Annotated in this window: 17 protein-coding genes; 7 read left to right on the forward strand and 10 right to left on the reverse strand. The window is 72.1% G+C overall.

The genetic code is table 11. The features are described from left to right. Window positions 1-95: 95 nt before the first annotated feature. The 6 genes from IF88_RS0132005 to IF88_RS0132030 all read right to left on the reverse strand — a co-directional run bounded on the left by IF88_RS0132005 (window position 96) and on the right by IF88_RS0132030 (window position 5,006). On the reverse strand, window positions 96-584 hold the full coding sequence (locus IF88_RS0132005) for a DUF3180 domain-containing protein (RefSeq protein ID WP_030720407.1): 489 nt from the start codon (window positions 582-584) through the stop codon (window positions 96-98). Between the two features lie 54 nt (window positions 585-638). After that, window positions 639-1,247, reverse strand: coding sequence for a 2-amino-4-hydroxy-6-hydroxymethyldihydropteridine diphosphokinase (folK, locus tag IF88_RS0132010; RefSeq protein WP_030720411.1), 609 nt, complete (start codon window positions 1,245-1,247; stop codon window positions 639-641). Then, a complete protein-coding gene (gene folB, locus IF88_RS0132015; RefSeq protein WP_030010912.1) occupies window positions 1,244-1,603 on the reverse strand; it encodes a dihydroneopterin aldolase in 360 nt (119 codons plus the stop codon). Before folB ends, folK begins: the two co-directional genes overlap by 4 nt. 130 nt (window positions 1,604-1,733) lie before the next feature. After that, a complete protein-coding gene (locus IF88_RS0132020) occupies window positions 1,734-2,120 on the reverse strand; it encodes a nuclear transport factor 2 family protein (protein ID WP_051837907.1) in 387 nt (128 codons plus the stop codon). 82 nt (window positions 2,121-2,202) lie between these two features. Then, window positions 2,203-3,075 (reverse strand): dihydropteroate synthase, encoded by an 873-nt coding sequence (gene folP / locus IF88_RS0132025; protein WP_030720416.1) that lies wholly within the window; start codon window positions 3,073-3,075, stop codon window positions 2,203-2,205. 83 nt (window positions 3,076-3,158) lie between these two features. After that, window positions 3,159-5,006 carry a phosphatidylglycerol lysyltransferase domain-containing protein gene (locus IF88_RS0132030; protein ID WP_030720419.1) on the reverse strand — a complete coding sequence of 616 codons (1,848 nt, stop codon included), beginning with the start codon at window positions 5,004-5,006 and terminating at the stop codon, window positions 3,159-3,161. A 152-nt stretch (window positions 5,007-5,158) separates the two neighbouring features. Between IF88_RS0132030 and IF88_RS0132035 the strand changes: the two genes are divergently transcribed. After that, entirely contained in the window at window positions 5,159-6,268 is a 1,110-nt protein-coding gene (locus tag IF88_RS0132035; protein ID WP_030720420.1) for an alpha/beta hydrolase, read from the forward strand. 65 nt (window positions 6,269-6,333) lie between these two features. On the opposite strand, the gene IF88_RS0132040 is transcribed toward IF88_RS0132035, so the two are convergent. Then, a complete protein-coding gene (locus tag IF88_RS0132040) occupies window positions 6,334-7,296 on the reverse strand; it encodes an ABC transporter ATP-binding protein (protein WP_037807810.1) in 963 nt (320 codons plus the stop codon). Window positions 7,297-7,443: 147 nt separating this feature from the next. Here IF88_RS0132040 and IF88_RS0132045 point away from each other — a divergent pair, with 147 nt between their 5' ends. The 4 genes from IF88_RS0132045 (at window position 7,444) to IF88_RS0132060 (ending at window position 10,947) form a co-directional block, all read left to right on the forward strand. Then, entirely contained in the window at window positions 7,444-8,142 is a 699-nt protein-coding gene (locus tag IF88_RS0132045; RefSeq protein ID WP_030720426.1) for an ABC transporter permease, read from the forward strand. Between the two features lie 4 nt (window positions 8,143-8,146). Then, window positions 8,147-8,815 (forward strand): ABC transporter permease, encoded by a 669-nt coding sequence (locus IF88_RS0132050; RefSeq protein WP_030720429.1) that lies wholly within the window; start codon window positions 8,147-8,149, stop codon window positions 8,813-8,815. 32 nt (window positions 8,816-8,847) lie between these two features. After that, window positions 8,848-9,825, forward strand: a complete 978-nt coding sequence (locus IF88_RS0132055; RefSeq protein ID WP_030720431.1) for an ABC transporter substrate-binding protein — start codon at window positions 8,848-8,850, stop codon at window positions 9,823-9,825. A gap of 108 nt (window positions 9,826-9,933) precedes the next feature. Next, on the forward strand, window positions 9,934-10,947 hold the full coding sequence (locus IF88_RS0132060; protein ID WP_030720434.1) for a hypothetical protein: 1,014 nt from the start codon (window positions 9,934-9,936) through the stop codon (window positions 10,945-10,947). Window positions 10,948-11,022: 75 nt separating this feature from the next. Here the strand turns inward: IF88_RS0132060 and IF88_RS0132065 are convergent, their stop codons facing one another. The 3 genes from IF88_RS0132065 to IF88_RS0132075 all read right to left on the reverse strand — a co-directional run bounded on the left by IF88_RS0132065 (window position 11,023) and on the right by IF88_RS0132075 (window position 13,518). Continuing rightward, window positions 11,023-11,238, reverse strand: a complete 216-nt coding sequence (locus IF88_RS0132065) for a hypothetical protein (RefSeq protein WP_030720437.1) — start codon at window positions 11,236-11,238, stop codon at window positions 11,023-11,025. A gap of 126 nt (window positions 11,239-11,364) precedes the next feature. Further along, window positions 11,365-12,309, reverse strand: a complete 945-nt coding sequence (locus tag IF88_RS0132070) for a nucleoside hydrolase (RefSeq protein WP_030720440.1) — start codon at window positions 12,307-12,309, stop codon at window positions 11,365-11,367. A gap of 66 nt (window positions 12,310-12,375) precedes the next feature. Continuing rightward, window positions 12,376-13,518, reverse strand: coding sequence for an NADH-quinone oxidoreductase subunit D (locus tag IF88_RS0132075; RefSeq protein ID WP_030720443.1), 1,143 nt, complete (start codon window positions 13,516-13,518; stop codon window positions 12,376-12,378). A gap of 104 nt (window positions 13,519-13,622) precedes the next feature. Here IF88_RS0132075 and IF88_RS0132080 point away from each other — a divergent pair, with 104 nt between their 5' ends. Both IF88_RS0132080 and IF88_RS0132085 read left to right on the forward strand, forming a co-directional pair. Then, on the forward strand, window positions 13,623-14,114 hold the full coding sequence (locus IF88_RS0132080) for a PH domain-containing protein (protein WP_030720446.1): 492 nt from the start codon (window positions 13,623-13,625) through the stop codon (window positions 14,112-14,114). Then, complete coding sequence (locus IF88_RS0132085; protein WP_030720449.1) at window positions 14,111-15,556, forward strand: PH domain-containing protein; 1,446 nt, start codon at window positions 14,111-14,113, stop codon at window positions 15,554-15,556. Before IF88_RS0132080 ends, IF88_RS0132085 begins: the two co-directional genes overlap by 4 nt. The last annotated feature ends 6 nt before the right edge of the window (window positions 15,557-15,562 follow it).

Below are 15,562 nucleotides of genomic sequence, written 5' to 3' on the forward strand. Positions count from 1 at the left end.
GACCGCAGCCATCTGGCACAACCGGGCCCACAACACACCACTGACCAGGTCACTCATCGCCTACGACCACTGACCAGGCCTTCGGACTTACTCGTCTAGGCGCGGGCCGGGGCCTCCGGGGTGGTGTCGTCGTCCTCCGGGAGCTTGAGCACGTGCTCCAGGAAGAGGGCGGCGGCGATGACGGCCACTCCCGCGAGGACCGAGGCGCCGGCGTACCAGGCCTGATCGCGGCGGGCGGGGATGTCCAGGGAGTCGGTCAGCAGGAAGACGCCCACCCCGCCGTACATGCCGGCCACCAGCGCCGCCACGAGCGCGCTGGCCTGGCCGAAGACCACCGCACGGGCCGCCATCAGCGGCTCCACGCCCTTGGCCCCCGGCCGGCGCTCGCGCTGTGCCTTCAGCCGGGACCGCATGGACAGGGCCGTGGCCAGCAGCACGGCCGCGATGACGCCCAGGACGATCGGCGCGGCCAGCGGAACGCCCGGCAGGGTGCCGTAGGCGTTCCACAGCCGGGCACCCGCCCAGGAGAGGACCCCGGCGACCACGAAGATGCCCGCCAGGACCGCCGGCCTCAGTTGCTTCACTTGCCCGTTCCCCGCTTTCCGCGCTGATCCGTCAGGCAGTCCACAGGGTAACGACTACTCCGGGAGGTGGAGTTCCAGGTCCGCGCGCGGCGTGACGCCGCTCAGGCCGGTTTCGGCCAGGAGCGCGGCGACCGGGCCGCGGCCCGGGATCTGGGCCTCCGGGTCGATGTCGTGCCAGGGGGCCAGCACGAAGGCGCGCTGGTGGGCGCGCGGGTGCGGCAGGGTGAGGACGGGGTCGTCGGAGACCCGGTCGGCGTACGCGACGATGTCCACGTCGATCGTGCGGGGGCCCCAGCGCTCCTCGCGGACGCGGTCGAAGGCCTCCTCGATGGCGTGGCCGCGCTCCAGGAGCGAGGACGGGGGCAGCGTGGTCTTCACGGCGACGACCGCGTTGAGGTACGAGGGCTGCGAGCCGGGCTCGACGCCCCACGGCTCGGTCTCGTAGACGGGGGAGACGGCCTTGACCCGCAGGCCGGGGGTGTCGCCGAGGGCGTCGATGGCGCCCTGGAGGGTCTCCAGCCGGTTGCCGAGGTTCGCGCCGAGCGCGATGACGGCCCATTTCGGGTTGGACAGGGTGACGTCCGCCGCGTCGACCGTCTCCACGACGGAGGCGGGTACCGGCTGGACGGTGGGGTCGCTCTGGGCGTTCAGTCCGTTGTTCATGCGCGGCTCCGGGTGATCGTGATGGTCACGTCGTCGAACGGGACGGTGATGGGCGCGTCCGGCTTGTGGACGACGACCTCCACCTGCGCCACCGCTTCGTGCTTGAGGCACTGCTGGGCGATCCGCTCGGCGAGGGTCTCGATCAGGTCCACGGGCTCTCCCTGGACCACGTCGACGACTTCCTCGGCTACTACCCCGTAGTGCACGGTCTTCGCCAGGTCGTCCCCGGCCGCCGCGGGGCGGGTGTCGAGGTGCAGCACCAGGTCGACGATGAAGGTCTGGCCTTCCTCGCGCTCCCGGGGGAAGACGCCGTGGTGCCCGCGAGCCTTGAGGCCGCGCAGCGCGACACGATCCACGCGAATCACTCCTGCTTTCGTAGTGCTTCCGGTCCCGGGGCTCCCCGGGGCCATGGGCCTACGCCGAGTGCGGTCGGCGTCGTCCGTCTTCGAATTTACCTGCGAAATACTCCGGGTCCCGCCGTAGGGGTCAGGAGGCGTCGTCCTCGTCCTCGTCCTCGGACTCCGTGAGGACGGGAGAACCGTGATGGGACCAGAGGCGCCAGCCCTCGGATGTGCGTCGGAACACATTCGTCGCGACGACGAGCTGGCCGACGAGCGGGCCGAGCTCCCCGCCGTCCTCGGCGGGGCCGCCGCTGAGGATGTTCTCCGTGCACGTCACCAGGGCGGTGTCGCCTATCACGGCCACCTTGGTGTCGGTGAGGAAGAACTGGATGTAGTCCGTGTGGGACATGATCAGGGCGTACGAGCGGAGCACCTCGCCGCGGCCGGAGAGCACCGGCCACCCGGGGTGCACGCAGGAGATCTCGTCCTCCAGCCAGAGCGCCGACAGAGCGTCGAAGTCCCCCCGCTCCATTGCCTCGTAGAAGGCCGTGTTGACCTCTTCGACCGCTTCGATGTCGGTTCTGCTCACAGTGCTCCTTGTCGGTCGTTGAGGATCAGAGTGCCCCTTCCACGGCGCGGGCCACCCGAACCGCGTCCGCGGTCGCCCGTACCTCGTGGACCCGTACGGCCCAGGCGCCCTGGTGGGCGGCGATGGCCGAGACGGCGGCCGTCGCCGCGTCGCGCTCGCGGGCGGGCGGCGGGGCCGCGTCCTGCGCGCCGGCCAGGACCCGGCCGAGGAAACGCTTCCTCGACGCGGCGACCAGCAGCGGGAAGCCCAGCGCGCGCAGCTCGGGCAGGTGGGCGACCAGGGCCAGGTCGTGCTCGGCGTTCTTGGCGAAGCCGAGGCCCGGGTCGACGACGAGCCGCTCGGGGGCGATCCCGCCGGCCACGACGGCGTCGATGCGGGCCCGGAGTTCGGCGGTGACCTCGGCGAGCACGTCGTCGTAGACGGCGAGGCTGTTCATGCCGGCGCTGAAGCCGCGCCAGTGCATCACCACGAAGGGCACCTCGGCGGCGGCGACGGCCGGGATCATGCCGGGGTCGGCGAGGCCGCCGCTGACGTCGTTGACGAGTGCGGCGCCGGCGGCGACGGCCTGGGCGGCGACGGCCGCGCGCATGGTGTCGACGGAGACGGTGACGCCCTCGGAGGCGAGGCCGCGCACCACGGGGACGACCCGGCGCAGCTCCTCCTCCTCGTCGACGCGGGAGGCGCCGGGCCGGGTGGACTCGCCGCCGACGTCGATGAGGTCGGCGCCCTGCTTGACGAGGTCGAGGCCGCGCTTGACGGCCGCCGTGGTGTCGAACCAGCGGCCGCCGTCGGAGAAGGAGTCGGGCGTGACGTTGACGACGCCCATGACCGCGCAGCGGTCCCACTCCGGCAGACCTGTGACCCGGCCCCTGCCGGTGGCTCCGCGCTTCGTGTTCATAGGTCCAAGGGTAGGGCTGACCTGGATACGGAAGGGCCCCGGCGGTCTGGTGGCCGCCGGGGCCCGGTGGGCGTACGGGGCGGCTAGGCCGCCTGGACCTCGCGTTCCGTCTGTTTCGGGACGGTCGTCATGTGGTTGTGCGTGCACGTGCGGACCGGCTTGGGGCGGCGGCGGCTCGCGAAGAGGCGCGGCAGGGCCAGCGTCACGAAGCCCTCGGCCTGCATCGCGGCGAAGCCGATGCGGGGCAGGTCACGGGTGGTGCGGAAGACCACGAAGCGGGGCTCCCAGCGGGGGCGGAACTTCGCGTTGAACTTGTACAGCGACTCGATCTGGAACCAGCGGGACAGGAAGACCAGCAGGCCCCGCCACATGCGCAGGACCGGGCCGGCGCCGATCTTCTCGCCGCGGGCGAGGGCCGAGCGGAACATCGCGAAGTTCAGCGAGACCTTCTCGATCTTCAGACCGGGGGCGGCCTCCAGGGAGGCGACGATCAGCAGCTCGTTCATGCCGGGGTCGGCGGCGCGGTCGCGGCGCATCAGCTCCAGCGACATGCCGTCCGTGCCCCACGGGACGAAGTGCAGGACGGCCTTGAGGTCGCCGAAGGGGCTGGTGTCGCCCTCCTCGACGCGGTGGGCGGTGGCGATGAAGCAGTCGCCGTCGCCCGGGTCGCCGACCCGGCCCAGCGCCATCGAGAAGCCGCGCTCGGTGTCGGTGCCGCGCCAGGCTTCGGCGGCGCCGCGCACCTGCTCCAGCTCCTCCTCGGTGAGCTCGCTGACCCGGCGGACCTTGGTGGTGTAGCCGTTGCGCTCGATGCGCTTCACCATCTGGCGGACATTGCGCATGGCGCGGCCCGAGAGGGAGAAGTCTTTGACATCGACAATCGCCTCGTCACCCAGCTCCAGGGCGTCCAGGCCGGTCTCGCGGGTCCAGACCTCGCCGCCGGTCTCGCTGCAGCCCATGACGGCCGGGGTCCAGGAGTGGGCCTTGGCCTCGTCCATGAACCGCTCGATGGCGCCGGGCCAGGCCTCGACGTCGCCGATGGGGTCGCCGGAGGCGAGCATCACGCCGGAGACGACGCGGTAGGTGACGGCGGCCTTGCCGCTGGGGGAGAAGACGACGGCCTTGTCGCGGCGGAGCGCGAAGTGCCCGAGGGAGTCGCGGCCGCCGTGCTTGGCGAGGAGCTCGCGCAGCTTGCCCTCGTCGTCGACGGTGAGCCGGGCGGCCGGGTGCTCGGGGCGGAAGGCCAGGTACATGGTGGTGAGCGCGGTCAGCATGCCGAGCGCGCCGAGGGAGTAGCCGACGGTCCAGGAGACCTGGCCGGCGTAGGCGACGGGGCCCTCGAAGCCGAAGAGGCCGTAGACGACGTGCTTGATCTGCTCGTACAGGCCCGGGTTGCCGACGACCTTGTTCGGGTGGACGTTGACGATGAGCAGGCCGAGCCCGATGGAGCCGGCGCTCATCAGTACGAAGTTCGCGAGCGCCTTCCAGCGGCTGCGCGGGTCGGGCAGCGCCTTGAATTCACCCTGGTGGCACAGCAGCAGCGCGAAGAGCACCGCCGCGATGACCACGCCGGGGATCGAGTGCCGGTACAGGAACTGCGCCGCCGCGCCGGCCGGCAGCAGGACGACCGCCGCCCGCCAGGCCCGGCGCTTGCGGCGCTTGAGGCCGTGCGCGAGCAGCAGGAGCAGGACGCCCGCGCTGATGGCGAGGGCGGCCGCGAACGGGCCGAAGACCGGCAGCACCTCCGCCACGGCGTGGATCCTGCTGTGCCGGAAGCGCGGGAAGACCCCCGCCGCGATGTCCAGAAGGCCGACGATCATGACGGCCGTACCTACCAGGCCGGGCACCGACTCCGGCTGTGGACCTCGGAAGATTCGGCGGACCCTGCTCGGAACCTGTCCCGACTTATCGCCATCTATCCTGCTAGACATCGCTTCCCGTTGCTCCGCGAGAGATCATGTGGCCGAAGGCCGCGACAGCCTCCGGTGTGTGGTGCGTCCCTTAGGACGACATTGACGAGGAGCGGGTTCACTCTTTCGTCGGAAAAAAAAAGTCCTGCCACCAGAAAGTCGACTGACTGCTCATGGGTCTCACGAGTACTACGGTTCTGGCGTTGGCCATCCTGGCCGGTGTGCTGCTCTTCGCGGCCACCGTCTGGCTGTGGCCGAAGCTGTCGGGCCGCACCTGGCGTGCCGTCGCCGGCCGGATCGGGCTCCTGCTGGCGACGCAGCTGGCGCTGTTCTCGGCTGTGGGTCTCGCGGCTAACAAGTCGTTCCTCTTCTACGGTTCCTGGGCCGACCTGTTCGGCCAGGAGACGTCCATGGGCAAGGTCGTCGACCACTCGATGAGCAGCGACGACATCAAGGTCGTCGACAAGCAGAAGCTGGACGTCCCCGGTGGCGCCAAGCCCCAGGTCGGCGGTCAGATCCTGAAGGTTGCCATAACCGGGCAGAAGTCGAAGATAACGAGCCCCGGCTACGTCTGGCTCCCGCCGGAGTACTTCCAGCCGCAGCACAAGGACCAGAACTTCCCCGCCTCCATCGTCCTGACGGGCTATCCGGGCACCGCCGAGAACCTGATCAAAGGGCTCGACTACCCCATGAAGGCCTTCAGCCTGTCCAAGTCGGGCAAGATGAAGCCGATGATCCTGGTCATGCTGCGCCCGACCATCGCGCCGCCGCGTGACACCGAGTGCGTCGACATACCCGGCGGCCCCCAGACCGAGACCTTCTTCGGCGAGGACCTCCCGCAGGCCATCACGAACACCTTCCGGGTCGGCAAGAAGCCGCAGAACATGGGGTTCATCGGCAACTCCACGGGCGGTTACTGCGCCCTGAAGATCGCCGCGCACTACCCGCAGACGTTCGGTGCCGCCGCCGGTCTGTCCGCGTACTACGACGCCCCGGACGACCCGACGACCGGCGACCTCTTCCACGGGGACGAGAAACTGAAGAAGCGCGCGGACGTGCTGCACAGCATCGAGAACAAGAAGCCGAGCGGTACGTCCTTCCTCGTGACGAGCAGCGAGAAGGGCGAGCCGAACCTCGGCGACACCCGGAAGTTCATCAAGAAGGTGCAGGGCCCGGACCGGGTCTCCTCGATCATCCTCGACAGCGGTGGCCACAACTTCAACACGTGGCGCCGCGAGATCCCGCCGATGCTGGTGTGGATGAGCGGGCGCATCCAGGCCTGAGGCCGTGGAGGCGCGCACGGCGGAAGGGCCCGGCTCGGGAGAGCCGGGCCCTTCCGCGTTCTGCGCTACGCCTCCTGCAACTGGGCCCGGCGCAGGGCCCGGTGCACGCCCTCCGGGGTCAGTACGCCGACCAGGGCGCCGGAGTCCGGGTCCGTGACCCCGATCCGGCCCGAGTCCTCCTGGAGCAGGGCCGCGAGCGCCTCGCGCAGCGTCGCGCCGAGCTCCACGGCCGCCGCCGGGGCCTCGCCCTCGGCCGCCGCCAGGTCGGCCGCCTCGACCGCGGTGACCGCGAGCCGCTTCAGGCCCCGGTCGGAGCCGACGAAGGAGGCCACGTACGGGGTGGCCGGCGAGCCGAGGACCGCCGCGGGGCGGGCGAACTGCTCGATGGTGCCCGTCCCGTAGACCGCGATGCGGTCACCGAGCCGGATGGCCTCCTCAAGGTCGTGGGTGACCAGCAGGATCGTCTTGCGCACCGTCTTCTGCAGGGTCAGGAACTCGTTCTGCAGCCGTTCGCGCACCACGGGGTCCACCGCGCCGAAGGGCTCGTCCATCAGCAGCACCGGCGGATCGGCGGCGAGCGCGCGGGCCACGCCGACGCGCTGGCGCTGCCCGCCGGACAGCTGCTCCGGGTACCGGCCCCCGTACACGGCCGGATCCAGCCCCACCAGTTCGAGCAGATCGGCCGCCCGGGCGCGGGCCTTGGCCTTCGGGGTGCCGATCAGCTGCGGCACGGTCGCCGTGTTCTCCAGCACCGTCTTGTGCGGGAACAGCCCGACCTGCTGGATGACGTACCCGATGCGGCGGCGCAGCTCGACCGGGTCGGCGGCCGCGATGTCCTCGCCGCCGAGCAGGATCCGGCCGGAGGTCGGGTCGATCAGCCGGTTGACCATCTTCATCGTGGTCGTCTTGCCGCAGCCGGACGGTCCCACGAGCGTGACCAGCTCACCCTCCGCCACCTCGAAGGACAGGTCCTCGACGGCTGTCGTCCCGTCGGGGTAGCGCTTGGTCACATGCTCGAATCGGATCACGGCCCCCATCCTTCCGCACGGGCGGTACGGATGTGTGAAGGGCGTGTTGCCCCGGTGCGAAGGATTCCGGCCATTGAGGGCGGTGCGGGTTATGGTCGCTCGTGGATGCGATCGGCAAGCGTGTGTTCGACGACGGGGGGTGGGGGCATGGCCGGGCGGAACTGCCTGGTGGCGAACGACTGGATCTGCTGGGACTACGTCACCTCCCGCTCCCAGGAACTCACCGACGCCACCCTCGAACACATCTGGATCACGGGCGTGTCCGTCCTGATCGGCATAGCCGTGTCCGTGCCGCTGGCCCTGCTGGCCCGCCGCAGCCGCCGCTGGGCGGCGCCCGTGCTGGCCCTCACCACGCTGCTCTACACGATCCCCTCGCTGGCCATGTTCTCCCTGCTGCTGCCGGTCTTCGGGCTCTCGGCGGCGCTCGTGGTCACCGGGCTCGTGCTGTATTCGCTGACGATCCTGGTGCGCAACGTGCTGGCCGGCCTGGAGGCCGTGCCCGAGGAGGTACGGGAGGCCGCGCGCGGCATGGGGTACGGCCCGGGCCGACTGCTGTGGCAGGTCGAACTGCCGCTGGCACTGCCCGCGCTGCTCGCCGGCGTACGGATCGCCACGGTCTCGACGGTCGCGCTGACCACGGTCGGCTCCATCGTCGGCAAGGGGGGCCTCGGCAACCTCATCGCCCCGGCGGTGAACAGCTCCTTCAAGGCCCAGGTGCTGACGGCCTCGGTGCTGTGCGTGCTGCTCGCGCTCGTGGCCGACCTGCTGCTGCTGGGCGTACAGCGGCTGCTCACGCCGTGGACCCGGGCCGGAGCCCGGCCGACGGCTCCGGGGAAGGGGGCCTGAGGCCGTGGGAGTACTGGGAGAGACCTGGGACTGGCTGGCGAACGGCGCCAACTGGTCGGGGGAGAGCGGGGTCTGGCACCGGCTCGGTGAGCACGTGTACGTGAGCGGGGTCGCCCTGGCGATCGCCTGCGCGCTGGCGCTGCCGGTCGGCCTGTACCTCGGCCACCTCGGCAAGGGCGGCGCCCTCGCGATCAACGTCTCCAACATCGGCCGGGCCGTTCCGGTCTTCGCGGTGCTGGCGCTGTTCATGGTCTCCCCGCTGCGCAACGCCGGCTACGTGCCGACCATCGCCGCGCTGGTGCTGTTCGCCCTCCCGCCGCTGCTGACGAACGCCTACGTCGGCATGCGCGAGGTGGACCGCTCGGTGGTGGAGGCCGCCCGGGGCATGGGCATGTCCGGCGGCCAGCTCTTCCTGCGCGTCGAACTCCCGCTCGCGCGCGGCCTGGTGATGACCGGGCTGCGCTCGGGAGCGGTGCAGGTCATCGCCACGGCCACGATCGCCGCCATGGTCGGCCAGGGCGGCCTCGGCCGGATCATCACGGCCGGGTTCAACACGTACAACACCCCGCAGGTCGTCGCGGGCGCCCTGCTGGTGGCGGCGCTCGCCCTGCTGGTCGAGGGCGCGCTGGTGGCGGCGGACCGGCTGCTGCCGCGGGCCGTGGGGCACCGCTGATTCCTGTCCATCGCTCGAAACGGAGTTACTCCATGACCAAGACCACGCGCGTCCTCGGCGCGTCCCTGGGCGTCCTGGCCCTGACGGTGTCGCTGGCCGCGTGCGGCGGCGACAGCCTGGAGAAGAGCAAGGACGGCGGTTCGTCCGCCCCGGCCGCGGACGGCAAGGGCAGCCTGGTGATCGGCGCCGCCGGGTTCACCGAGTCGAACGTGCTGGCGGAGCTGTACGCGCAGGTCCTCAAGGACGCGGGCTACGGCACGTCCGTCAAGACGGTCAACAACCGCGAGCTGTACGAGCCCTCGCTGGAGAAGGGCGAGATCGACGTCGTCCCGGAGTACGCGGCCACGCTCGCGGAGTTCCTCAACGCCAAGGTGAACGGTCCGAAGGCGCCCGAGGAGAAGCCGGTGGCGTCGAGCGACGTCTCGGCGACGGTGGCGGCCCTGGAGAAGCTCGCGTCCCCGCTCGGGCTGAAGGCGCTGCCCGCGGGCGAGGCGGTCGACCAGAACGCATTCGCGGTGACCAAGGAATTCGCCCAGAAGAACAACCTGAAGACCCTTTCCGATCTTGGTAAGTCCGGGCTGAAGGTGAAGATCGCGGCGGGCGACGAATGCTCCGTACGGCCCTTCTGCGCACCGGGGTTGACGAAGACATACGGAATTCAGGTTTCCGGTATCGACCCGAAGGGCGTCGGCACCCCGCAGGCCAAGCAGGCCGTCAAGGACGGCGCCGACCAGCTCGTGCTGACCACGACCACGGACGCCACCCTCGACAGCTTCGGCCTGGTCCTGCTGGAGGACGACAAGAAGCTCCAGAACGCCGACAACGTGCTCCCGGTGGTCAATGCCAAGGACGCCGGCGCCCCCGAGGTCGCGGCCGCCCTCGACAAGCTGACCAAGCTCCTCACGACGGCCGATCTGGTCGACCTGAACCGGAAGGTGGACGCGGAGCGCGCCAAGCCGGCGGACGTCGCGAAGGCCTACCTGGAGTCCAAGGGCCTTCTCAAGAAGTAGAAGTCACGGGGGTTGACGGAGGAATGTGGAGTACCTGCCCGGGAAGAGCGGCAAGAGATTGCCGGGCGGGTATCCCGCTGGACCCCCGCGCCCTGTAAATTTCGGGCCATGCCCCGTGGACGCCACCGCAATCCCGAACCCCTGCACCGGCTGCTCACGCCGACGACCATCGCAGGTGTGTCCGTCATCAGCGCCGGAGCGGCCTGGCTGCTCGCGGGCCCCGACGACGGCACCGCGCTGAGGCTGCTCGTGGCCCTCACCGCGGCCGCCGGGGTCGGCGGCGCCGTCGTGATGCGCGCCTGGGACCGTTCGGCGGGCCGCCGCGTCGCGGAGCTCGCCCGCGAGCGGGTCAAGGACGAGTGGCGGACGGACGAGCGCATAGCCGAGCTCGAATCCGATCTCGAAGAGGCCCGTGTGCTGCGCGGCCGGCTCGACGCCAAGCTGCGCGCCAAGCGGGTCGAACTGGCCGGTCTGCGGGGCGAGCACGCCGCGCTGCTGCGGCGCTACGCGACGGCCGAGACCGAGCGCGCCAGCGCCCTGGAGGGCCGCCGCCTGCTGGCCATCGAGGCCTCCGCGGCCCCGGCCGCCGCGCAGAAGGAACTTCCGGCCGTCTCCGAGGAGCGCACCTCGGCGGGCGCGCCCACCTCGGTCGGCTACGCCCGGGCCCACGCGGCCCTGGGGGCGCTGGCCCGCCGGAAGCAGACGCAGGCGGCCCTGCCCGCGGCCCCCGCCGCGGCACCCTCGGCGCCCGCACCCGCGGTTCCCGCGTCTTCGGTCCCCGCGTCTTCGGTCCCCGCGCGGCGTCCGGCCGCGGCGGTGGCCCCGTACGCGGCCCAGCGGCGTACGGCCTCACGCGTCGAGGGCGGCTTCGACTTCTTCGGCACCAAGAACGCGGCGCAGGCCCGCGCGGTGATCGAGGCGGTCCAGAACGAGGACCTGGCCGACGTGGTCGGCGCCGAGGCCCTCGCCGTCCACAAGGCGGAGTCCGTGGAGGCCGCCCCCGGGCCGGAGTTCAAGCCGGAGACCGCCGAGACCCGTGCGGTGGGCCAGGTCATCGACCTGACGGCCCACGACGAGACCGAGCCGATCGACGTGGTCCGGCTGCGCACCGCGATCTCGTAGCACCCGCCGACGTCCGGCGCCCCGGGCCCGGCTCCTGGTCGGGCAGGCCGGGGCGGGTCGGGGCGGGGCAGGGCGTCAGAACAGCGGGAGCTGTCCGGGGTGTTCGGGCAGCACGAAGCCGTCCAGCGTCGGCGCGGAGGCGCCGAGCACCACCCGGGCCCGGGAGCCGGGGCAGGACACCAGGTCGCCGCGTCCGCGCCCGGCCGGGGGGTCGTGGCGGGCGATCCGGCCGGCGGTGACGGCGCAGTCGCGACCGCAGGAGGGGCAGGCCCGACGGGGGGAGTGGGACATGGCCCCCAGTCTGCCCTGCCCCGCCGACATCAGCCCGGCCGGCCGACGAGCCAGGCCTCGTGGGCCTGCTGGACCCGGCCCCGGCGGGCGCGGCCCCCGGGAATTACCCGCAGGGCCCCCGGACGCTCACGGGCCGGTCCTGCCGAGGGCCGCGACGGCGTCGACCATCTGGTCCCAGAAGCGCCCCGTGTCGAGGGACACGGCGACCTTCGCGTTGACCGGGCGGTCCAGGTACCGGTGGAGGTCCACGACGGTGGCCCCGCGCGTGTAGCGGCCGTGCAGTTCCACCGTGACGTTCGCCTCCACGCACTCGACGACGGCCGGGTCGATCACGCGGGCCACGGCGACGGGGTCGTGCAGCGGGGGGTGGGGCATGTTCCACAGCCGGCTGTACGTCGACGCGAAGTAGGCCAGCAATCCGGCGCAGATGTCGCCGAGTTCGGTGCCGAGGGCTTCGAAGCGGGCCAGGATCTCGGGCGTGGCCAGGGCCTGGTGGGTGACGTTGAGCCCGCACATGGTCACCGGGACCCCGCTGCGGAAGACGATGTCCGCGGCCTCCGGGTCGGTGTGGATGTTGAACTCGGACGCCGGGGTGCGGTTGCCCCGCTCCGTGGAGCCCCCCATCAGCACGATCTCGCGGATGCGGGCGGCGCTGTCGGGGTAGCGGGTCAGCAGCAGGGCGATGTTGGTCAGCGGGGCCGTGGGGACCAGCGTGACCGGCTCCGGGTGGTCCACGAGGATCCGGTGGATGAGTTCCACCGCGTGCTCGGGGACCAGGTCGACCGTGGGTTCGGGGAACCGCGGTCCGTCCAGCCCGGACGCGCCGTGCACGTCGTCCGCCACGGCCAGCGGCTGGAGCAGCGGCCGGTCGCACCCGGCGGCGATGGGCACGTCCGTGATCCCGGCGACGGTGCACACCCGGCGGGCGTTGAGGGAGGTCTTCTCCAGCGTCTGGTTGCCGGCGACCGTGGTGATGGCGAGCAGGTCTACCGCCGGGTTCGCCGCCGCCAGCATGATCGCCAGGGCATCGTCGTGCCCGGGATCGCAGTCGATGATGATCGGGACGGGCACGGGCGACCTCCTCGTCGGACTGCGGACCCCACCCAGTCTGCCGCCGGAGAGCCGCTCGCGGGGTCCCTACTTGTCGATGTCCCCGACCACGAAGAACAGCGAGCCCAGGATCGCCACCATGTCCGCGACGAGCTGCCCCGGCAGCAGTACGGCCAGGGCCTGGATGTTGTTGTACGAGGCGCTGCGCAGCTTCAGCCGGTACGGGGTCTTCTCGCCCTTCGAGACGAGGTAGTAGCCGTTGATGCCGAGCGGGTTCTCGGTCCAGGCGTACGTGTGGCCCTCGGGCGCCTTCAGTACCTTGGGCAGCCGCTGGTTGACCGGCCCCGGCGGCAGCTCCGCCATCCGGTCCAGGCAGGCCACGGCCAGGTCGAGCGCGTTGTGGGTCTGGTCCAGCAGGCACTCGAAGCGGGCCAGGCAGTCGCCCTCGGTGCGGGTGACGACCTTCAGGACGTCCTGCAGCTCGCCGTAGGCCAGGTACGGCTCGTCGCGGCGCAGGTCGAAGTCGACGCCGGAGGCGCGGGCGATCGGGCCGGAGACCCCGTACGCGTGCACCGCCTCGGCGGACAGGACGCCGACGCCGCGCGTGCGGGCGCGGAAGATCTCGTTGCCGTGGACCAGCTTGTCGTAGACGTCCATGCGGGTGCGGACGTCGGCGATCGCGGCGCGGGCCCGGCCGAGCCAGCCGGCCGGGAGGTCCTCCTTGAGGCCGCCGACGCGGTTGAACATGTAGTGCATGCGGCCGCCGGAGATCTCCTCCATGACGGCCTGGAGCTCCTCGCGCTCGCGGAACGCGTGGAAGATCGGGGTGATCCCACCCAGTTCGAGGGGGTACGAGCCGAGGAACATCAGGTGGTTCAGCACCCGGTTCAGCTCGGCGAGCAGGGTCCGCATCCACACGGCCCGCTCGGGGACCTCCATGCCGAGCATCCGCTCGACGGCCATGACCACACCGAGCTCGTTGGAGAACGCGGACAGCCAGTCGTGGCGGTTCGCGAGCATCACGATCTGCCGGTAGTCGCGGGCCTCGAAGAGCTTCTCGGCGCCGCGGTGCATGTAGCCGACCACGGGCTCGGCGCTGACGATCCGCTCGCCGTCCAGGACGAGGCGCAGGCGCAGCACGCCGTGCGTGGAAGGGTGCTGGGGGCCGATGTTGAGCACCATGTCGGTGCTCTCCGCCGCTCCGCCGATGCCGACCGTGGTCTCCGTCATGCGGGCATTGTCTCAGCCGAAGGGGGTGGCTTGCCGCTCGGGCCGGATCAGGGAGCCGCCGCGAGCCCGGCCCGAGCGGCAAGCCACCCCCCTACGCTTGGTGGATGGAAACGGGGACAGAGGGTGAGACGGGTGGGCCCGTGTGGGTGGGGCTGCCGGGCGGGCTGCTCACTCTGCGGCGGCTGCTGCTGGTGATCTGGGCGACGGGGTTCGCCGTCGTGACCGCCGTCGTACTGGGGCTGACGGTCGGCCCGTGGTGGGCGGCCGTCGGGGTGGTGTGGCTCGCCGTCCTGGGCTGGGGATGGGTGCTCCTCGGCCGGAACTGGCGGTCCTGGCGGTACGCCGAGCGGGCGGACGACCTGCTGATCAGCCGCGGGGTGCTGTGGCGGGAGGAGACCGTGGTCCCGTACGGGCGGATGCAGCTGGTCGAGGTCACCTCGGGCCCGCTGGAGCGGCGCTTCGGGCTGGCCTCCCTCCAGCTGCACACGGCGGCGGCGGCCACCGACGCCAAGATCCCGGGCCTGGCGCCGGCCGAGGCGGAGCGGCTGCGCGACCGCCTCACCGCCCTCGGCGAGGCAAGGTCGGCGGGCCTGTGACCGCCGGTCCGGCGGGCGGCGACCCGCTGACCCCCGCACCCGCTGTCGCCCCCGCACCCGCTCCCGCACCCGCTCCCGCACCCGCACCCGCTCCCGCTCCCGCTCCCGCCTCCGCTGCCGCATCCGGCGTCGAGCCCGGCGCAGGCGGACGGCGGCTGCACCCCTTCACGCCGCTGCGCCGCGCCTGGGTGCCGATCGCCGCGACCGTCGGCGTGGTCGCCCAGCAGGGCGACCAGGCCCAGAAGTGGGTCGCGGACCTGTCCGTCCTGCTCCGGCTGCTGGCGCTGGCCGCCATCATCCTCGTGTTCGCCGTGTACGGCTTCCTGAGCTGGTGGTTCACCCACTACGCCGTGACCGACACCGAACTGCGCATCCGCACCGGACTGGTCTTCCGCCGCACCGCGCACATCCGCCTCGACCGCCTCCAGGCCGTGGACGTCACCCGCCCGCTGCTGGCCCGCCTGACCGGTGTCGCCAGCCTGCGCCTCGACGTCATCGGCACCGATGACAAGGACCAGCTGTCCTTCCTCGGCGAGGAGGAGGCCGTCGCCCTGCGCGCCGAACTCCTCGCCCGCGCGGCGGGCTTCGCCCCCGAGGAGGCGGTGCGCCTGGGCGAGGCCCCCGACACGGAGCTGCTGCGCGTGAGCCCGCGCGAGCTCGTCGTGTCGCTGCTGCTCAGCCTCGGCGTCCTCGGCGCGCTCGCGGCCGGGATCGTCGGGCCGGTGGCCGTGTGGTGGTTCAGCTCCAGCCCGTGGGCGGCGGTCGTCGCCCTCCTCCCGCTGCTCGGCGCGGTCTGGGCGGGCACCGCCGGCCGCTTCCTCGCGGAGTACGACTGGCGGGTCGCGGAGTCCCCGGACGGGCTGCGCCTGGACCACGGAATGCTGGACCGGGCCCACGAGACCGTGCCGCCGGGGCGCGTGCAGACCGTACGGATCGTGGAGCCGCTGCTGTGGCGGCGGCGCGACCGGGTCCGCGTGGAGCTGGCCGTGGCGGGTTCGAAGAACGAGGTCCTGGTCCCGGTGGCCTCGCGGGCCGCCGCGTACGCCGTGATCGCCCGGGTGCTGCCCGGGGTGGACCTGGCGGCCCTGGCCTTCTCCGGCTCCCCGCGGGCCGGCTCGCGCTGGGTGGTCCCGGTGTGGTGGAAGGGCTACGCGCTGGCCGTCTCCCCGGAGGTGTTCGCCGCCCGGCACGGCCGCCTGTGCCGCCGTACGGAGATCGTCCCGCACGCCAAGGTGCAGAGCGTCCGCCTCGGCCAGGGCCCGTGGGCCCGCGCGGGCGGTCTCGCCGACGTGCACGTGGACACCGGCGCGAACGGTACGGTCACGGCCCGGCTGCGGGCGGCGGACGAAGCCGCCGCCCTGCTGGCCGCCCAGGCCGTCCGCGCCCGCACCTCCCGCGCCTCGGCCCGCCCGGACCGCTGGATGACACGGCCGGGCGCGTGAGCCGCC

Origin of the sequence: Streptomyces sp. NRRL F-2580, from assembly GCF_000720115.1 — a bacterium.
Taxonomy (GTDB): Bacteria; Actinomycetota; Actinomycetes; order Streptomycetales; family Streptomycetaceae; genus Streptomyces.

Coding starts and splice junctions, on each gene's coding strand:
- IF88_RS0132035 (WP_030720420.1), top strand. CDS start 5,159: ATGGGTCTCACGAGTACTACGGTTCTGGCGTTGGCCATCCTGGCCGGT.
- folK (WP_030720411.1), bottom strand. CDS start 1,247: ATGAACAACGGACTGAACGCCCAGAGCGACCCCACCGTCCAGCCGGTA.
- IF88_RS0132020 (WP_051837907.1), bottom strand. CDS start 2,120: ATGGAGCGGGGGGACTTCGACGCTCTGTCGGCGCTCTGGCTGGAGGAC.
- folP (WP_030720416.1), bottom strand. CDS start 3,075: ATGAACACGAAGCGCGGAGCCACCGGCAGGGGCCGGGTCACAGGTCTG.
- IF88_RS0132045 (WP_030720426.1), top strand. CDS start 7,444: ATGGCCGGGCGGAACTGCCTGGTGGCGAACGACTGGATCTGCTGGGAC.
- IF88_RS0132060 (WP_030720434.1), top strand. CDS start 9,934: ATGCCCCGTGGACGCCACCGCAATCCCGAACCCCTGCACCGGCTGCTC.
- IF88_RS0132065 (WP_030720437.1), bottom strand. CDS start 11,238: ATGTCCCACTCCCCCCGTCGGGCCTGCCCCTCCTGCGGTCGCGACTGC.
- IF88_RS0132030 (WP_030720419.1), bottom strand. CDS start 5,006: ATGTCTAGCAGGATAGATGGCGATAAGTCGGGACAGGTTCCGAGCAGG.
- IF88_RS0132055 (WP_030720431.1), top strand. CDS start 8,848: ATGACCAAGACCACGCGCGTCCTCGGCGCGTCCCTGGGCGTCCTGGCC.
- IF88_RS0132075 (WP_030720443.1), bottom strand. CDS start 13,518: ATGACGGAGACCACGGTCGGCATCGGCGGAGCGGCGGAGAGCACCGAC.
- IF88_RS0132080 (WP_030720446.1), top strand. CDS start 13,623: ATGGAAACGGGGACAGAGGGTGAGACGGGTGGGCCCGTGTGGGTGGGG.